General features: G+C 57.5%; 19 protein-coding genes. 8 read left to right on the top strand and 11 right to left on the bottom strand.

The genetic code is table 11. The features are described 5' to 3' along the window. The first annotated feature begins 11 nt into the window (after positions 1–11). Positions 12–311: a helix-turn-helix transcriptional regulator gene (locus AACZ64_RS02510; RefSeq protein WP_293613794.1), complete on the top strand. Its 300-nt coding sequence runs from the start codon at positions 12–14 to the stop codon at positions 309–311. A gap of 2 nt (positions 312–313) precedes the next feature. Here AACZ64_RS02510 and AACZ64_RS02515 read toward each other — a convergent pair whose 3' ends face one another. The 5 genes from AACZ64_RS02515 to exbB all read right to left on the bottom strand — a co-directional run bounded on the left by AACZ64_RS02515 (position 314) and on the right by exbB (position 5,544). Next, positions 314–1,228, bottom strand: coding sequence for a LysR family transcriptional regulator (locus tag AACZ64_RS02515; protein ID WP_293613795.1), 915 nt, complete (start codon positions 1,226–1,228; stop codon positions 314–316). A 197-nt stretch (positions 1,229–1,425) separates the two neighbouring features. Further along, positions 1,426–2,967 (bottom strand): group II intron reverse transcriptase/maturase, encoded by a 1,542-nt coding sequence (gene ltrA / locus AACZ64_RS02520; protein WP_293613796.1) that lies wholly within the window; start codon positions 2,965–2,967, stop codon positions 1,426–1,428. A 607-nt stretch (positions 2,968–3,574) separates the two neighbouring features. Further along, on the bottom strand, positions 3,575–4,462 hold the full coding sequence (locus tag AACZ64_RS02525; RefSeq protein WP_293613797.1) for an energy transducer TonB: 888 nt from the start codon (positions 4,460–4,462) through the stop codon (positions 3,575–3,577). Then, entirely contained in the window at positions 4,459–4,908 is a 450-nt protein-coding gene (exbD, locus tag AACZ64_RS02530) for a TonB system transport protein ExbD (protein ID WP_293613798.1), read from the bottom strand. The genes AACZ64_RS02525 and exbD overlap by 4 nt, the downstream gene beginning before the upstream one ends. 3 nt (positions 4,909–4,911) lie before the next feature. Continuing rightward, positions 4,912–5,544: a tonB-system energizer ExbB gene (gene exbB / locus AACZ64_RS02535; protein ID WP_293613827.1), complete on the bottom strand. Its 633-nt coding sequence runs from the start codon at positions 5,542–5,544 to the stop codon at positions 4,912–4,914. Here exbB and AACZ64_RS02540 point away from each other — a divergent pair. Further along, complete coding sequence (locus tag AACZ64_RS02540) at positions 5,513–5,881, top strand: hypothetical protein (RefSeq protein ID WP_339639655.1); 369 nt, start codon at positions 5,513–5,515, stop codon at positions 5,879–5,881. The two genes, exbB and AACZ64_RS02540, sit on opposite strands and share 32 nt — an antisense overlap. Here AACZ64_RS02540 and mobH read toward each other — a convergent pair. Then, complete coding sequence (mobH, locus tag AACZ64_RS02545; protein WP_293613800.1) at positions 5,878–7,731, bottom strand: MobH family relaxase; 1,854 nt, start codon at positions 7,729–7,731, stop codon at positions 5,878–5,880. The genes AACZ64_RS02540 and mobH overlap by 4 nt on opposite strands. A 405-nt stretch (positions 7,732–8,136) precedes the next feature. On the opposite strand from mobH, the gene AACZ64_RS02550 reads away from it, so the two are divergent. The 3 genes from AACZ64_RS02550 (at position 8,137) to AACZ64_RS02560 (ending at position 9,332) form a co-directional block, all read left to right on the top strand. Further along, on the top strand, positions 8,137–8,385 hold the full coding sequence (locus AACZ64_RS02550) for a plasmid stabilization protein (RefSeq protein ID WP_047012822.1): 249 nt from the start codon (positions 8,137–8,139) through the stop codon (positions 8,383–8,385). After that, the gene (locus AACZ64_RS02555; RefSeq protein WP_047012821.1) at positions 8,382–8,801 is read left to right on the top strand and encodes a type II toxin-antitoxin system VapC family toxin; all 420 of its coding nucleotides are present in this window, start codon (positions 8,382–8,384) and stop codon (positions 8,799–8,801) included. The genes AACZ64_RS02550 and AACZ64_RS02555 overlap by 4 nt, the downstream gene beginning before the upstream one ends. Before the next feature lie 150 nt (positions 8,802–8,951). Continuing rightward, positions 8,952–9,332: a DUF3742 family protein gene (locus tag AACZ64_RS02560; protein WP_293613801.1), complete on the top strand. Its 381-nt coding sequence runs from the start codon at positions 8,952–8,954 to the stop codon at positions 9,330–9,332. A 13-nt stretch (positions 9,333–9,345) separates the two neighbouring features. Here AACZ64_RS02560 and AACZ64_RS02565 read toward each other — a convergent pair whose 3' ends face one another. The 5 genes from AACZ64_RS02565 to AACZ64_RS02585 are packed head-to-tail and all read right to left on the bottom strand — an operon-like array spanning position 9,346 to position 13,980. Beyond that, positions 9,346–10,863, bottom strand: a complete 1,518-nt coding sequence (locus AACZ64_RS02565; protein WP_293613802.1) for a conjugal transfer protein TraG N-terminal domain-containing protein — start codon at positions 10,861–10,863, stop codon at positions 9,346–9,348. A 16-nt stretch (positions 10,864–10,879) separates the two neighbouring features. After that, positions 10,880–11,227 (bottom strand): hypothetical protein, encoded by a 348-nt coding sequence (locus AACZ64_RS02570; protein ID WP_293613803.1) that lies wholly within the window; start codon positions 11,225–11,227, stop codon positions 10,880–10,882. After that, positions 11,224–12,621, bottom strand: a complete 1,398-nt coding sequence (locus AACZ64_RS02575) for an integrating conjugative element protein (protein ID WP_293613804.1) — start codon at positions 12,619–12,621, stop codon at positions 11,224–11,226. Before AACZ64_RS02575 ends, AACZ64_RS02570 begins: the two co-directional genes overlap by 4 nt. Before the next feature lie 10 nt (positions 12,622–12,631). Further along, positions 12,632–13,573 carry a TIGR03756 family integrating conjugative element protein gene (locus tag AACZ64_RS02580; RefSeq protein WP_293613805.1) on the bottom strand — a complete coding sequence of 314 codons (942 nt, stop codon included), beginning with the start codon at positions 13,571–13,573 and terminating at the stop codon, positions 12,632–12,634. Next, the gene (locus AACZ64_RS02585) at positions 13,570–13,980 is read right to left on the bottom strand and encodes a TIGR03757 family integrating conjugative element protein (protein ID WP_052763562.1); all 411 of its coding nucleotides are present in this window, start codon (positions 13,978–13,980) and stop codon (positions 13,570–13,572) included. The genes AACZ64_RS02580 and AACZ64_RS02585 overlap by 4 nt, the downstream gene beginning before the upstream one ends. Before the next feature lie 383 nt (positions 13,981–14,363). Between AACZ64_RS02585 and AACZ64_RS02590 the strand changes: the two genes are divergently transcribed. The 3 genes from AACZ64_RS02590 (at position 14,364) to AACZ64_RS02600 (ending at position 16,735) form a co-directional block, all read left to right on the top strand. Then, positions 14,364–15,386, top strand: coding sequence for a DUF6088 family protein (locus tag AACZ64_RS02590; RefSeq protein ID WP_293613806.1), 1,023 nt, complete (start codon positions 14,364–14,366; stop codon positions 15,384–15,386). Continuing rightward, on the top strand, positions 15,373–16,026 hold the full coding sequence (locus tag AACZ64_RS02595) for a nucleotidyl transferase AbiEii/AbiGii toxin family protein (protein ID WP_293613807.1): 654 nt from the start codon (positions 15,373–15,375) through the stop codon (positions 16,024–16,026). The genes AACZ64_RS02590 and AACZ64_RS02595 overlap by 14 nt, the downstream gene beginning before the upstream one ends. Positions 16,027–16,117: 91 nt before the next feature. Then, on the top strand, positions 16,118–16,735 hold the full coding sequence (locus tag AACZ64_RS02600) for a LysE family translocator (protein WP_293613808.1): 618 nt from the start codon (positions 16,118–16,120) through the stop codon (positions 16,733–16,735). Positions 16,736–16,974 lie beyond the last annotated feature (239 nt).

Below are 16,974 nucleotides of genomic sequence, written 5' to 3' on the forward strand. Positions count from 1 at the left end.
TGCTTTTGCAGATGCAGAAGCGTTCAATGCAGCGGGGGCGCCCCGTAGGATCCACGACTTATAATGCCGAGCCTGCTCTGGCGTTTGGTGCGGCTGTGCGGGAAGCCAGGGTCGATTTGGGCATAGCCCAGGAAAAGCTGGCTCACCTTGCAGGGATTGAGCGTTCTCATCTGGGGAAGATCGAGCGCGGCGAACATATGCCGACACTCGCTTTGATTTTAAAAATCGCAAATGCATTGGGCTGTCGTGCAGGAGTGCTTATAGAGGCTACGGAAGCGCAACTGGACAACAGGGTCAAATCCAGTCCATAGCGTTAGTCTTCTTCCATAGTGAGTTCCCCGGGAGATCGATCACTGCGACTGACCCGTTGTAGAAACCGTTCAAGTTGTTCAGACGGTTCGGTATTTGGGCGCAGTAGATAAGTGGTCAGTGTGGCCATCTCCATATCGAGTGGTCGGGGGACCACATCCGGATGTCGGTACACCTTGAGCTGGGACTCCGTGGCAAAGCCCAGTCCATAACCGGCGGCCACCAGAGTCAGCATCAAGTCGAGTGACGTGGCATGCTCGGCGACGATGGGCTCTGTCTTCACACTCCTGAGTATCTGGTCGATTTGCCGACTACACCCCTCGCAGACGTCAGGGTGACAGAGCACCAACGGATAACGCAGCAGGGCGTCCAGTGGCACATGGGTGAAAGACAGCAATGGATGTCGGGAGGGAATAACAGCGACGAGAGTATCGGCCCAAACAGCATCAACCAAAATACTTTTTTCGACGTTGTCTGTGTGGGCAAAACCGACGTCAAAAATATCGCTTTGCAGTCCCTTGATTTGTTGGGTCAGAGATCGCTCGAACAAGCGAATTTCCACATCGGGTTCCTCTTCCCTGCAAAGGGCGAGCAGCGATGCCAAGCGCGGCTGGACGATGCCATCGGAAAGCACAATTCGCAGAGCGCCACGATAGCCGGTGGCGGCAGCTTTGACGTTATTGCGGGCCTGGTCCAAGACGGTAAAGATCCGCTGAACATCTTCTAGGAAAACTTGGCCAGCCCATGTCAATTGAGTTCCACGGCGACTCCGCTGGAACAACAGGACATTGAGTTCTTCCTCGAGCTCCTTGATGGTGCGGGAGAGGGGAGATTGTTCAATATGCAAACGCGCTGCAGCCCGGGCGAAGTGAAGCTCTTCCGCCAATGCAAGAAAATAACGCAGATGGCGAAGTTCCATGTTTTCACCCTGATATGCCTGTTTGGTTGTATTGTTTTTGCTCCTTGCGCAGAGCCGGTGTATGTCCTCATGTCGTCAGGCAATCAAAAAAGCGAATTCTTGATTGCCGCGGTAGGGGTCAACGCTCGGGTAGGAACGGCCCATTACTGGGCCGCGCCCCCCTAAGAACCGTACGTGCGAGTTTCCCCGCATACGGCTCAAGCCTCCGCAAAGCCCTGTTCCACGAGAGCCGCCAGTTCACTTCGTCGGGTGGAGTTGTTGGCCTGTGCGGACCGATCCTGACGATCCGTGGGCAGCCTTAGCCTGTCGGCAAAGTAACCGTCCCATGCCGGATCAAACGGATTAGCTTCCGCCCTGATTTTACAATGACGGCGGATGGGAACATCGGTGGCTTTCACCAAGCGCACGGTCGTGCGGTTCCCCTTGTCGTCCGTCACTTCCGCACGGAACACCCAATCTCGCGTACCTTCGAGGACGAAGTAACGTGCTTTCACCCAGCTACGCGATTTGTTCGAGTGCCTGCGACAGGCCCAGCGCCAGAGTTGCTGCCAGATGAGGTGGTCGACCTTTCGAAAGGTCATCTTCGCCACCTGGTTGCGGTGATAATTCGCCCATCCCCGGATGACCGGGTTGAGACGTGCTATCACATCCTCCTGCTTTGCGCCGACAGCGCTCCTGATGATTGCCCGAACCTTGCACAAGAAGGCCTGCACATTTTTCCTTGCAGGTCTGATAAGAAGCTTCCCATCATATTTGCGCACGTTCCAGCCGAGGAAGTCGAAGCCTTCCTCAATATGCGCGATACGCGTCTTCTCATCGGATAGGGAAAGGCCCCTGCGCGACAAGAAGTCCTCGACCATCACCTTCGCTTCTTCAAGAAGGTCCTTCGACCTACCGGTGATGACGAAGTCGTCGGCATAGCGGATCAGGTGGACCTTGGTACGACGACGGTTCGGTCGCCGGGGACCAAAACGGTCCTGCAGCATCCTCTCCATCCCGTCCAGGGTCATGTTCGCAAGCGTCGGTGAGATAATACCGCCCTGCGGCGTACCCGCTTCCGTCACGAACAGCTCGCCATCCTGCATAAAGCCGGATTCCAGCCATTTCCGAAGCACCACCTTGTCCGTGGGGATGTTGGCGATGAGCCAGTCATGGCTGATGTTGTCGAAGCAACCGGCGATGTCTGCGTCGAGAACCCAGTCCGCCGCATTCCGCAGACGCAGCGCCTTGTAGCACTGTTCGACGGCATCGCGGCTCGCTCGCTTCGGCCGAAAGCCGTAGGAGTTGGGGTCCGCTGTGGACTCCGCGACAGGGTCGAGTGCTAGCAGGTGGAGTGCCTGCATGGCCCGATCCTTCATCGTCGGAATGCCCAGCGGGCGCAGTTTTCCGTTCGCTTTCGGGATATATACCCGTCTCAGCGGCTGCGGGCGGTAGCCCCGCCGCGTAAGCGACAACATTCCTCTGGCACGTCTGCCCGGCGTGTCCCAGATTGCTCCATCGACACCGGGAGTACTCTTTCCTCGATTTTCCGTAACCCGCTTAACGGCAAGGGCCTTGCCACTTTGCGAGTGGGTCAGCAGCCATTGCAACGCTTTCACCTTGCCCCAGCGGCCTTCCCGAACTGCCTTCGCGATACGCACTTGCAGCCTTCGCACGGTTCGATCCACCCCGGCCCAATCAATCCGGTGCCAGTCGGCCTCACCGCCGGAGGCCGCACCAGTCATGTTCATGACCATCATTTGCCTGTCCTCCTTTTCGAGGGTTCTACAAATTCTCTCGCGACGAGAGACCTGTCGGAAGTCTGCTCCCTTTCGGGCGAGGTAATATTGGCAGACCGCAACCTCTATCCACGTCGTTACAACGCGGCATTCGCTTTCTCCGACCTCGCATACCCGCACCCCCATCAACTTTCCTTGCGGTCCGCCTGCCCGTTGCCGGGCGGGGATACGGGCTTACCGTGTTTCACCTATGTAACGAAGTGGGTTAGACCCTGCCTCTTCGCCGGCGGTCATGATGTCCGTGTGCCCCCACTGAACAGAGAGGCAGCCGACCGCGCACCTTTTGGTTCAAGCCTGTCAGCATCTTTGGCTTGTCATTCTAAACGACGTTTATCAGCAGTTCACATATGTTGGTCATACCACCCAGCCTGGCGCCCTATCCACATCGATGCTCATAGATAATGCTAATACTTCACAGTATCGGCACGATCCGAAGACCCGGCTACGTTGTCCCGGCAGCTTCACACCGGACCGTTACCAGTCCCGCATGTGCCGGTAGGCTACTGATGACGGAACATCAGGTTTCTCTCAAGGATTACCTCCTTTTGAAACAATTACATAGGCGACGTCAACGTCGCACATTCAAGAAGAATTCAACCGGCACCACGAATTCGAGCGCTTCACCTTGCATCTCCACAGGAGGTTTGGGCAAGGGTTGGGCACGGTCAATCAGCGCCAAGGTTTCTTCGTCCAGCAGAGGATATCCCGCGCTTTGTTCGATACTTTTTGTCAGCACATTGCCTTCCCGGTCCATGGTGAAGCGCAAGTAGGCAACCCCCTCCTGCCGGTATCGGCGTGCTTGGGTGGGGTAGCTCTTGGCCTCATTGAGCTTCAACATCAGGCTGTTTTGCCAGGTGGGGATGGCGTTCGAGTTGACAGCGGGTGCGGAGACACCTTGGTTTGGCGCAGCGGCTTCTACGTCATCCTGGGGTGCATCTGGCGGTGCACTGGCTGCGCTGGCCGGTTTATCTTCGGGTGGAGTGATCTCCGGTTCTTCTTGCTGAAGCTCATTTGACGTTTGTTTTTCGGGCTTTGGTTCGGATTTCGGTTTCACCGCCACTTCCGGTTTAACCGCAGGTGGTGCCGGAGGAATTTCCGGTTCGGGTTCCTGTTGTGGCTCGGGCTCGGGGGGAGGTGCGACTTCCGCCTGCTCAGGACCGGGTGGCATATCCGGTTGTGAGGCTGGCGCCACTGGCGCGGGAGCCAGTTCGACCACCATGGCGGCGGGCGGTGGTGCATTGGTGCCGGGGTTTTGCTCCGGTATCAGCCACCAGGTCAGGGGTGCGCCGTAAGCGACCACAACCATCAGTAGGGACGTCAGCCAGCGGAAAGTGTTGTTTTCTCTCGGGACGGGCTCGTCGTCCAGTTTGGGCGCGATGTCCGCAACGTCCGGGGAAAGTCTGCCGCTTGCCTTGACCAGCGTCAGCGTGGGTTTGCGGGCCAGGTTGTCTTTCATGAACCTGGTCTCTCTATGGCTGTGCTTCCCGAGCCCCCGGCTTCCAGGGCCACTAGTGCAACTTTCAGATAGCCTGCTTCCCGCAGCCGGTTCATGGTTTGCATCAGAGTATCGTAGTCCACGGTTTTGTCCGCGCGCAGAAAGATACGCTGTTCCACATTATCGTCCGAGGAGGCCTTCAAGGCATTGGGCAGGGTTTCCAGCGTGACAGCATCGTTGCCCAAGGCCAGGCTGTGATCCGCCTTGATGGTCAGGTACAGGGGTTTGTCGGATTTTGGTTGGGATTCTGCAGTGGAAGCGGGTAAATCCACCTTCACATCCACAGTTGCAAGGGGCGCGGCCACCATAAAGATAATTAGCAGTACCAGCATGACATCGATAAAGGGCGTGACATTGATCTCGTGGTTTTCCACCAGTTCGTCGTCGTGTTGGATCCTGGCGGCCATGGCTTAGTCCTCTCCAACGGCCTTGAGGCCGGTAATTGTGTGACGGCTAAGGTCGCGGGATACCAGCCTCAGAATGGCTACGGAAGTGTCACCCACCAATGCCTTGTAGGCGGCGATCTGACGGGCAAAGTGGTTGTAAATCACCACGGCGGGGATAGCTGCCACCAGACCCAGGGCGGTGGCCAATAGGGCTTCGGCAATCCCGGGGGCTACTACCGCCAGGTTGGTGGTTTGTGCTTTTGAGATGCCGATAAAACTGTTCATGATGCCCCATACCGTGCCGAACAGACCGACAAAGGGTGCGGTGGCGCCGATGGTAGCGAGGATGCTGGTGCCCTTGGTGATCCTCCTGCCGCTGGCAGCTTCCAACCGTTCCAGGCTGGAAGCAACCCGTTCCTTGACGCCTTCGGTATCCGCCAAGGTGTTGGCAGACAAGCGCAGCTCCTTGGCGGCGGCGCGGGTCAGTTCTGTGCTGCCCTGGCCTTCATCGAGCTTTTCGTGGGCGGCTTTCAGGCTGTCCGCATCAGATAGGACCGAGAGGGATTGTCGTTGCCGCTTAACCAGGATCCGTAACTCCCGGGTCTTGGCTACCAGCACTGTCCAGGTGGCAATGGAGGCCAGCGCCAGGCCGATCATCACCGCTTTCACCACCCAGGCCTTGTCTCAGGGGCAGCGGAAGCGGCTTGCCTTGGTGGCAGCCTGCCTGGAGGACCGCCCGTTTCTGGTGTTCGACGAATGGGCGGCTGACCAGGATCCGGTATTCAAAGAGGTGTTTTACCGGGAGTTGTTACCCGAGCTGAAAACGCAGGGCAAGGCGGTGCTGGTGATCTCCCACGACGACCGCTACTTCCATCTTGGTGACCGGTTGTTGAAGCTGGAAGATGGACAACTATCCAGCATTGAGCAGACCGAAACCGCAGTGGAGCAACCGACGGTAAATCTTCGTCCAGCAGTGCCGGTGGGGTCGTCCTAGGCATGCGTCCCGTTCTGGTCTGCTTTGTCATTTCCCTGAAGTTCGATCAGGGAAAGGTACGGATTATTTGGTGGAGTCTCATTCATTAATACGCCAGGATCCGCCATTAGATACCCGTGTACTTTCCGCGATTTCCTGGGGCCGGTGACGTTGAACGTCCAGATGTTCAGGCCATCGGCTTGTTTGCGGTGCAGTTGCAGGCGTTCGAAGCGTTTTTGAATCCACTGCCAGTCCTTGACTTGATCCTGTTTGGCGAGGGGAGAGATTTCAGGATGCTCCTGCGCGTAGCGTTGGAATATTCCCGGGCTGATCAGGCAAAAGGTATCCTCAACGGTATGTACCAGGGCCTTGGCGTCATTGATGATCAGTTTTCGGCTCAGCATGCTGGTTCTCAGCCACTCTGTGAAATGCTCGCCTGACGGTTCCTGTGGCGGAGGGTGGGTGATAGGTGAGTCGGTTACTGTTGGTTTTTGGGAGGAAGGTGTTGTTACTCCTGAACCGGTGTTTTCAGCTTCGGCTGCGGTCCCTTTTCCGGCGCCACCTGTTGGCTCACCCCGCTTGGGGCTGGATAGCAGATCCATTAATGCGTCGATATCGTCGGTCTGAGCCCTTTCGGCAGGGGCATCACTTTTCTTGGGCTGGGCGGGCGCTTGTCGTGGCGTTGTCTCTGGTGACACTTCGGCATGCGTGTCGTTCTGAGCGTCCTGTTCAATCTGTACGGTGCCGCTAAACGGTGCCGGTCTGTCGCCCGCTTCCCAGATGAGTGAGGGTGACAATTTGAGGAAGGTGAAGGTGTTGACCCAGCCATTGTCGCCGGTGACGGTGGCCCGCCAAATGGCTTTGCCCTCGCCATTGGGTTGAATCATACCGTGGTCCTGCAGCACGTCGAACAACACTGTATTCTTTTCCGGAATCCCTTCCAGTCCCTGAGACAACAGGTGTGCCCGCAGCTTGTCGGAGATGGTTTTGCTCACCAGCCACAGGGTTTCCTGGGTCAGCCAGCCGTCCGAGGCCTGGGGCTGGTTGAGTTTGAAGGCCTCCCTGACCAGATAGCGCAGCCCCTCCAAAAGTTTGCGTTGCAATGCCTGTTTGGGCGCGGCCAGTGCTTTGGCGGGGTTGCCGCCGAGGGCCTGGGCAACCGAGGCCTGATCAGCTTTGGTGACCAGTTCACCCAGTATCCCGGCGTGTTCGTATTTACCCGCCAGCATATAGAGCAGCGCGGACCACAGTTCAGGGTAGGCACACAGCCAGTCGAGAATAGCGCGGCTGAGCAGTTGGGTGTACAGCAGTCCGGAGGCGGCGCTGTGCAGGCGGTATTCGCGGTTCGGTTGGTAACGGAAGCGGTATGGGGCGGACAAGGGGCCGTGCCAGGGATGCCACACTGTGCCGTCCCGGTACTCGACATGTAGATCCACAGCGACCTTGCCGATATCGTGCAGCAGTGCCGCGTAGGCGAGACCGGCTGTCCAGGCATCGGCCTGGGCGGCTTGTGTTTCCGGCGGCGCGCCCGGCGGCAGGAGGTGGGATTGCCTCAGCTTCAAGGCGTAGATGACGATTTCCAGGCCGTGATCCAGCATCCCGCCGGGGTAGGCGTGGTGATGGCTTTCCGAGGCTGGAAAGGCCTGTACCCATTCGGCGTATCGCTCCAGTGGGGCCCGGTAGAGCGTGGCGTATTGCTGTCTGGAGACGGCGGTGAGCTGCCAGATGCGCTCCAGCAGTTTTTGGCGATGGGGCTCTCCCAGCAGGGAGGCGGCGCTCCGCGGAGGGAACAGGCCTGTGACTTCCTCTGTGCCCGGAGTGGATGAGGGTGGTGGCCTTTTGCCAATTTTGGATCGAAGCAGTGTAAACATGACGCTATCAGATACGGGGCCGGATAAAGGTGACATCCGGGTATAAGGCATCGGGCGCGTGGCGGCTATGGAGAATGGGAAATGGCGTTGGTGCGGATTACCTCCGTTTTCGGTCCATCCCAAAAGCGACAGGGTTTCGCATCGTTGTGGCATAGCGATTTTGGGTATTCTTGAACGCCAGGAGAATATTTCTCTGTTGGGCGAGGATGATTGGCGGGAGAGCCTTTTCGCCTTTTACAGGTAGGGCCTTTCCCCTTGATCACCCTTCCGTTGTGCCAGCCTTTTCAGCCCTTAATGCCGTTTGGGGTTGCGACGGTACGCATGTGCTGAGGATGTCTTTGGGAGGGTATTGAATTTCTGTTAGTCAATGACTAATATGCAGTCATTGACTAATGGAGGAGAGCCATGGCTACAATGACTATTCGTAATATTGAAGACGAGCTCAAGACTCGATTGCGTGTGCAAGCCGCTTCACACGGACGGTCGATGGAAGATGAGGCTCGGGACATTCTTCGGGCGGCATTGTCGTCTGAACCGGTACGGGGCGCTTCCCTGGTGAAGGCGATCCGGGAGCGCATTGCACCTACGGAAGGCATTGAGCTGGAGCTGCCCGCCCGGGAGGCGATCCGCACGCCACCGGAGTTGGATGCGTGATTATCCTGGACACAAACGTGTTGTCCGAAACATTGCGTCCAAGTCCGGACGCGCGCGCCCTGGCGTGGTTGGAGGCGCAACCTCGCGCGGCGTTGTTTACCACCACAATCACCCAGGCGGAGGTGCTATATGGTGTTCGCGTGCTACCGAATGGCCAGCGTAAAGCTGCGTTGTTGGATGCTGTTCAGGCTATTTTTGTCTCCGACATGGCCGGGCAGGTGCTGGGGTTTGACAGTGATGCTGCGGCAGCCTATGCGGAAATTGCCGCCTTCCGTAAAACGGCGGGTAAGCCGATCAGCCAGTTTGACGCCATGATTGCCGCGGTGGCCAAATCCCGTGGCGCCGGTCTGGCGACACGAAACGTCAAGGATTTCGCCGATTGCGGTATCCAAGTGGTAGATCCTTGGCAGTATTGAGGATGCCCTGCCGTGACTTGCGTCAAAATCCTGTGGCATGAACTGAAACAGTATGCGGCGGGTCATAGACGAAGAGCGTTTCACTCAGCGAGTTGATGGAATGATGGCGTGGTTATGAGTTGACGCAGAACTGCAAAGCGAGGCAGAACGATGGCAACTAATGCACATACCGAAAGGTGGGCTCATCGGGCTGGCTGTAAGGTTGGCCGTGCGTGGCGTGGAGTTGTGCGTCAGGATCGGCGAGCCATTGAGTGGTTTGTGAAACACGGTTGGCCAACTGGTCTCGCCAAGGCGATGCTCTGGATTACGAAGTTGGCTGTTCTCGGTGTGTTGCTGTACACCGCGTTCTGGCTGACGTTACTGTTTGTTCTTGCGCTTCTGGTTACTTGCGGGATTGCCAATAGCGACCAAGGGGACGAGCAAGTGAATGCAAATGACGAATGGAGGTTTGGTGAATCTGGCTATGGCCTCTATTCATCTGGAGGACAGCGCATTGATCCTCATGATCCAAATGACCCGTACGATGAATGAAGGGAAGCATTGGCTACTTCAGTTTGCCTGATACTTTGTTTATGCCGGAAGCTGTACTGTCCCTGGCATCTTTTGAGCCCCCTGCCAAATTTTGTGCTATTCCACCGGCACGTATGCCCACCCACCCCAAGGCCGTGACCCAAAACGTGGGTAACACAATAAACATCGCTGCCATCACAAAGTTCAGCAACATATCCCCGAAGGCATTGTTCAACCCCATCAGCAGGTTGAAATTGGTGTGGGGTCGGTCTGCGCCCAGCCCCCAGCCGTAGAGGGCATCGAGTATGGTCGAGTCGAGCCAGCGTGCGAGCTGGAACCAGAAATCCACGAAGAACAGGGCGAACTGCACGCAACTGACGATGACCACGGATTTCAGGTCATAGGTGCCCACTACCAGTATCAGCGGAATGCAGATGGCCATGGCCATTTTCAGGAACGACAGCACCATGGGCAGAGCCTGGCGCACGATATCCATGGCGGGGAAAAAGCCCAGCGAGCCGACGGTCAATCCCACGTCGGCGGCACCGCGGGCCACGATATTGGGGATCGTCATCTCGATCTGGCCGCCGTAGTCGGTGTAGACGGCGCCCTGGTTCATCTTTTGTTGACGCGGGGAGGCGATGGCGCGTATCACCGAGTCATTGATCTGGTCTTGGGTCAGGAACCCCGCCCATTCACCGATGCGATCCAGTAGATCGGGATCCACCTGCTCCAGCAACTGCGTTCGCAGCCCCTGGGGACTGTCGGCCCACCACTGTCGGCAGGTAGGGTAGCCGCCGCCATTGACCACTTCCGGAAATCCGGCGTCCCGGACTGTGTCATAGGGCCAGTCCGGTCGGGGGAGGGTTGTGTGGTAGGTGTCGTAGAAGCCAGGCGTTTCGAGGAAATAGCCGGAGCCGATCCAGTTGATATCGTTCATTTCATCCTCACCGAGAGTTGGCCGGTTCATGAACAGCTTTGCCCGTGAAGGGCCATAGCAATCGTGGGTGAAGTCGGCCACCTCCTGGGCCAGCACCGGGTCGTCGATGCGGGTGCTGTCGATGTCCATGCGGATCTGGCGCAGGTCGGTCCCGCAGGGGATCGCCGCCACCGCCGCGCCGGTGATGGCCTTCGAGAGACTGTGCATGAAGAACCACCAGACCGGCACTTGGGCACTCTGGTCGTTAAGGGTGGTAAAGCTGGTGGCCCAGTCCGTCTCGTCGGGCAGGGGCACATCGACCTGGCACTGGATAGAGCGGGAGCGGTCGAATGCCAGTGTACTCAGGTCCAGTGGGATAAACGGAATACCCGCAAACAGAATCACCACAATGGCGACCCATACCCGGTTTTCGATACGCAGTGAGGACAGCACGCCCTTGTTGCCTTCGTCGGCTCCCTCGGCGCGGGCGCGCAGCCACTCCTGAATGATGATGGCAAGAAACGGCAAGGCGAACACCCCACTGGCCACCAGGACATGCCAGATGCCGTTACTGACGATCCAGCCCACCAGGGTCAGATAGTATTCCAGATAGTCCGAGGTATAGAGCGTCACCGGGCAGGCTCCCCTTTTACGACCGGTAGAGCCAAGCGTTGGCTTCCATTAGAAACAGGGCGGTGCCCGTGGCGATTTCCACTCTCAACACGCGGGCGCGGGCCGAGGGTTCCCGCCGCAGTAGGCGGGGACGTAGCCGCCACCAGCCGTAACCGATGACGCCATAGAGGCAGAGTCGCCATACCAGAAAGTTCCCGGCGTGGGATTTGAGCCAAAGATGCCAGGCCGTTTGGCTGCCGACGGCCTGAATGCCCGCCCAGGAGGCCAGGAAGGCTGTCGTGGCCAGTAACACCATCCAGATACCCGCCCAGGCCAGTCGGCGGCAGTAACGGCGGATTGGCGATGAATGTGGCGGCGAGGTCATGGTGTGTCGTCCGGTTTCTCCGCTTCGCGCAGCCGGTCGCGGATGGTCTCACCGTCATAGATGCCACCGGAGTTGGCACCGCGCACACGGTTGCGCTGGATGATGGCCAATGGGGAATTACCCGCCAGGGTGCGCCGCAGCTCCAGTTCGGTTTTGAGGTTGCTGATGGCCTGCTCCAGAGTCTTAAGCTCCTTGTCCACCGCCGCGATGGCCAGTTCGTTTGAGGCCACATTGGGTTCTTTCATCCCCGCCAGTAGGGTGCGTTGTAACAGCAGGGCTTTTTCCAGGATGCTGGACAGGGCGATATCCGATGCCAGGCGGCGTCCCAGGATGTCCTGATCGGGCTCATCCCGCAGGGCCTCGATCACTGCCCGGGTAATGGGCAGGGAACGGCTGCCGGCAGCCTCCAGGTTGTCGATGGTGGTGGATGAGCGCCCCGTCACCAGATCCTGCAGAGAGAGCAGTTTCTCGTCGTATTCCTCCTGGATCAGTGGCGTCAGGCCGACACCGGGGGTGGTGCGCGTCTTGGTGCAGCTGTCGCAGGTGTGCTGCTCCCGTTCACCCAGTACGCGGACGGCCCAGTCGGCGGCTGCCTCGGGAGACGGCCAGGCCCTGCAGCCCAACTGGTCAGCGCAGGTCGTGGGATCAATGTTGGAGGTGTCATCAACCGCCCGGCTGTTCAACAGGTTGTAACCGGCGCGGGTGACATCGCCGATCACGCGGATCGGTGCCTGGCTATTGCCCCCCGCATTGTCGCCGCCCACCCAAGGGACGCCGCCGTTGCCGCGGTTGGCTTCCGCTTCTTCAATGGCGGCGACCGCATCGTTGTCGGCGACGGCCTCTTTCAGGGCCATACCTTCGGCCAGTTGATCCCATCCCAGTTGGCCGCCCGCTGTGTCAGCCATGCGGTTGGCGATGGCCCGGCAGGTCATTTTGGAGCGGTCAAAATCCAGCCGCGCCTGCAAAATACCGTTGGTCAGTAGGTTGTAGAGGCCGGGGTCGGCGCGCTGAATGATCAGGGCGGGTAGCGAGGCCACCGCAGCTGTCGCATTCTGAATCACGTTGCTCATGATGCTCTGAAAGCCGTTGGTGATGCCGTTAAGTTGGTTGTGGAGGGTGGTGGTGATGCTCATGTCCCCACAGATTAGATTGCTGTTCCAGCCCACGCCGACACCGAGGCTTTGCATATTGCCGGCGCTGCCCATGGAAACCGCCCGTCCGCCGCCAATGGTGTAGAGCACATCGTCGCCAATTACACTGCCGGTGACGCTGACCCCATCGCCGTCAATCGTGGTTTGCGCCGACGTGATATGACAGCTGCTGAGCAATAGTGCCAGGGTGAGGCATTGGATAAGGCGAGGACGAGTGATGAGGTGGCTATGGCCCAGATGCATATCTGTCGCCTCACTGCACATCGATGCTGCCGAGAAACACCTGGCCTTGCCGTTCGCAGCACTGGTAGGGGCGCCACAGTGCCCAGGCATAGTCTCCCTGGGTGGCCTGAGCATGGTTCCCGCTGTTGGGAAAGACAGCACAGCTTCTGGACAGGGTGGGGGTCAGTTCCTGCCATTTGCCGGTGGCGGCATCGCTTTCCACCAGGGCACCGGCGGGCCAATACCCCGCGGATTGTCTGACCAGCAGGGGCTGGTAGACGTGGACCTGGCCGCGGCGGGTTACGATGTCGCCCGCCCGCTGGGCCACCACCGCCCCTGCCTTGTGATCGTCCACGTGATGCAGGAAACCCCCGCGGGGGTAGACATTGCCCCAGAGGTTGAGGGTGCTGCGCGCGCCGATTTCGCGCCTGCCCGGTATCAGGGCTTCCGGGTAGAACGCTTCGGGAAGGTTGTAACGCCAGGCGAGGGTGTCCAGGGTGCTGAGCAGGTAGGGCATAAAGGCCGTACCCGCCCCTTTGCAGCTATAGCCCCACTGGCCGGCGAACTGGCTGAAGATATAGCCGCCGGGATGGCCGATGACATCCGCATTCTTGAACTTGGCCAGGTTGTTCTCATGGGATTCGTTGGTCGTGCCGTCACCGCCGGCCTGTGCCGTTTCGTTGGGCGGGCTCATGGCGGCGACCTCCGCCCAGGGGTTTTCGCCGGTATCGGAATAACTGGAGACCACCGCGTCGGGTACATAGTGACTGACCTTAATGGAGGTTTCGACGGAGCAACTGTAGGGCGTGCAAAACAACCAATAGCAGATGCCGACAACGCGGTATTCGAGGCAGTCCGGTGACACCGTGGACGAGACAATGTCGGCGGTGGTGAGTGCCCAGGAGGACAGGGCGTGGCATAGCAGGATGATGGCAGCTTTGCGGCGAAGTCGATGACGGAGAGGGCGTCTCATGGTTGCTGTCTCCGGTATGCCTCGATTCGGGACAGTGCGCGGCGGAGATTGTGCTCGCCGTAGACGACGTAGCGCTGGTCGACGACCACAGCCGGAATGCGATCAACCCCCAGCTGCCAGGCATCGATAACGTCCTGGTACGCTCGGCTCAAACGCAGGTGCAGCGCTTTCTTTCCCGCTGCCATGCGTTGCCGGACTGCCGCTGCTGCATTCTCCGGGTTGGTGGGTAAGCCGGCGGAAAAGGCCGCCTCAATACGCGCCGGGGCATCCAGTTCAATCAGCCGATCCGGCGTGCCGGCAACAGGATGGTGCTGGTCGGTGACTACCCAGACTTCGGTACGGGCGAGCGAGGCCCACAGACATAATCCGATGGTGACGGCGTAAAGCCACAGCGATCCTGTTCGCATAAATACTCACCTAAACAAGGGGGCAGGCGAGTAGTAGGCCCCGGTTGAGCATGGAGGGGCGACAAAGAAAGGGAATTGCCGGATGCCGGATTGATTGCTCGTGTAGGGCAATGGACCCATGTAGGTTTGATTCCTATGGTATTTGTCCAATTAAATTGGACTTAATGCGGCCAAGGTAAACTTCCGTTATGAGGGTGACTGCGCTTTCCAGCAGGTCTCGCTTCGTGATTTGGCTTCCCGGTGTGCTGTTACCGTTGTCCTTGGGATGTGTGGCGTGTCGGGCGGGGCATGTATCGCTGGCTACCGTCGTGAAACTGTACCGAGATCTTGATTTTGTGATAAAATCGCATGATGTATTATCACTATTGAGGTAGTTGGCGCCGATGAGCTTGGCAGGGCAAGTAAAACTGCAGTTGCAGAGTGTGCCGGAGGGTGGCGTTATCACCAGCCGAGCACTCCACAAATTGTCGCCTGACAGTCAGCAGGTCGATAAGGCCGCCTCTCGTCTGTACAAAACAGCGGGGCTGCAGAAGCTTCGCAATGGTATTTATTACCGCCCCTATACCAGCACCTTCTTCGGCAAGCTTCCACCCGAAGAAGAGCGCATTGTTCGTTCAATCAAACAGCAATACCAAGCCAAGGTGGCCCCGTCTGGTGAGTTGGCTGCCTACAAGCTCGGTTTAACCGACAACTTGCCCGATAACATTAGTTACGAAACCAATAAGCGCATCGGCCCCGTCCAACTCGATAATCTCACACTTTATTTTCGCAAGGTGGAGGGTAAAAAGCTCGTTTCGGTCAATGGCGACTTGTTGACGGTTTTGCGGGCGCTGGAGTTTCTCTACAAGGAAGAAGGGCGTTTAACCGTACTGCAGGAGCAACGTATACGCCGGCTACTCAGCCGTTTTTCCCGTGAGCAACTCGACAAAGCCATTGCCTTGTGGCCCGTATGGTTCCAGGACAAAGTAAAGGCTTTCATGCAGGGAGTGGAGAAACCGTATATTACCGGTCTCAGTGCTCTGAACATTCCCCACAAGGGAAAACAGGCGGACTGGCATCAGATGGGCATGCTTCACACGAGTAAATTTCAAGTTGCCGGGAAGAATTACGCCAGCGCACCCAACCTTCAGGATACAGAACTGTTTGACTGCAGTGCTTTCTTGCGGAAATTCAACGTCGATGTAGGCACCATCCTGTGTGCCACACCCCTGCGCGCGATGAAAGATATTTTGTTCGCCAGCATCATCCGCAAATCACAATACCCTGGTTTCTTTATGCTGGATCAGTTTATGTTCGATATAACTCCCAGCGAGATGAAGCAAGCGATTGATGAACTGAGACCGTTGGCGGACCAAAAACAGAAGCAGTTACTCGATACCTGGATGCATGACAATGAGCTTGACTGACCAGCAGCAACGCGAACACATAGAGGTCATGTCGGCGCTGTGCCATGGTTTTCACAAGAAAGGGCTGCCGATGATCCTGAAAGGTGGGACAGCCCTGAAGCTGTGTTATGACCTCGATCGCTTTAGCGAGGATCTGGATTTCGATTGTGCCAAAGCCCTGAATCTGGACAGTTCGATCAAGGAGATTTTTACGCAGCTCGGCAAGGGCAAAGCCCACCTGAGAAACCCGACGATTGATATCACCAAGGACACAAAAACGGTTCGCCGCTACCGCATAACATATGGGGATGGCATGAATCTGAAGTTGGAAACCTCATTGCGCGGTACGCCCAATGACAACGACCTTGTCGAGATCAACGGTATCCTCACCTACAGAATTGGGAAGCTGATCCAACAAAAACTCAGCGCACTCACCGGGCGAACCGCCGCCCGAGACTTGCACGATGTCATTTATCTCTACGAACATTTTCCAGATGATTATGACGATGAGGCCTTGGCTGAAATCACTGCGTTATACGACAACCAGTCATCGATTCTCGAAGAATACACCCCGGCCTATAGTGAAGATACCATCCTGTCGATCTCTGACCTGTTGCAGGATATGAGTCGGTTCATTGATCTTTACAAGCAGCGTCATTGATACCCGGAAGTCGATCCATTCGATAGGGTCTGCGCATGTATCCAATAACATGGGTGGAAAGGGACTTGCTGTCAATTAATGGGAAAAAGGAATGACTGCATACGATCTCCTCGGGCTCTTCCTTGTCATGAGCGCATTGGCCGCGATACCCAGTGCCAGTGTGGCGCTGGTGATTGTCCGTTCGGCGACGGTGAATGTGCGTAACGGTATCGCTACCGCAGTGGGGGTTGTGGCGGGGGACCTGATCTTTATTACCATGGCCATGATGGGGCTGGTGGCGCTGTCTGAAATCATGGGTGCCTTCTTCGCCATGATCCGCTACCTGGCTGCCGGTTATCTGGTCTGGGTTGGTTGGCAGTTGATCCGGCACGCGGCGGACACCAGGGTTATGGATGCGGGTCAGGTCAAAGGCGGTATGGCGACCAGTTTTCTATCCGGACTGGCGCTGACCCTGGGCGATATCAAGGCTATCCTGTTCTACGCGAGCTTGTTTCCCGCCTTTGTCGATATCGCGTCCCTGACAATGTCCGATGTCGTACTTATTATGCTGGTGACGGTCATTGCCGTCGGCGGTGTCAAGGTTGCCTATGCACTGGCGGCCAATCGGATTGCCTGTCTATCGAAAGACGTTGTATTTCGGCAGGAGGCCAGAGTCGCCGCCGGTGGCCTGCTGGTGGGGGCGGGCGGTTATCTCATTGTGAAGGCCTGAAGGTATTGTGCGGGCTGGACAGTTGAAGCCTCTTTCGGTCGGTTGTACGTCGTGATTATTTCAGGGGTTCTGGTTATTTGGCTCAATTCTTATTGGCCGGACTTATTAATAGTCGCCAGTGTTGTGGCTGTGGTTTTTCTGCACACTGCATATGAAGTGCTTCGAAGCGCAGGTCAACCCTGGCGGGGTGAGCCTCAAGTCAATATTTGCAGTTCTGGCGCTTAATGGAACAATCCGTT

Origin of the sequence: uncultured Porticoccus sp., from assembly GCF_963975625.1 — a bacterium.
In the GTDB taxonomy this organism is placed as follows: domain Bacteria; phylum Pseudomonadota; class Gammaproteobacteria; order Pseudomonadales; family Porticoccaceae; genus Porticoccus.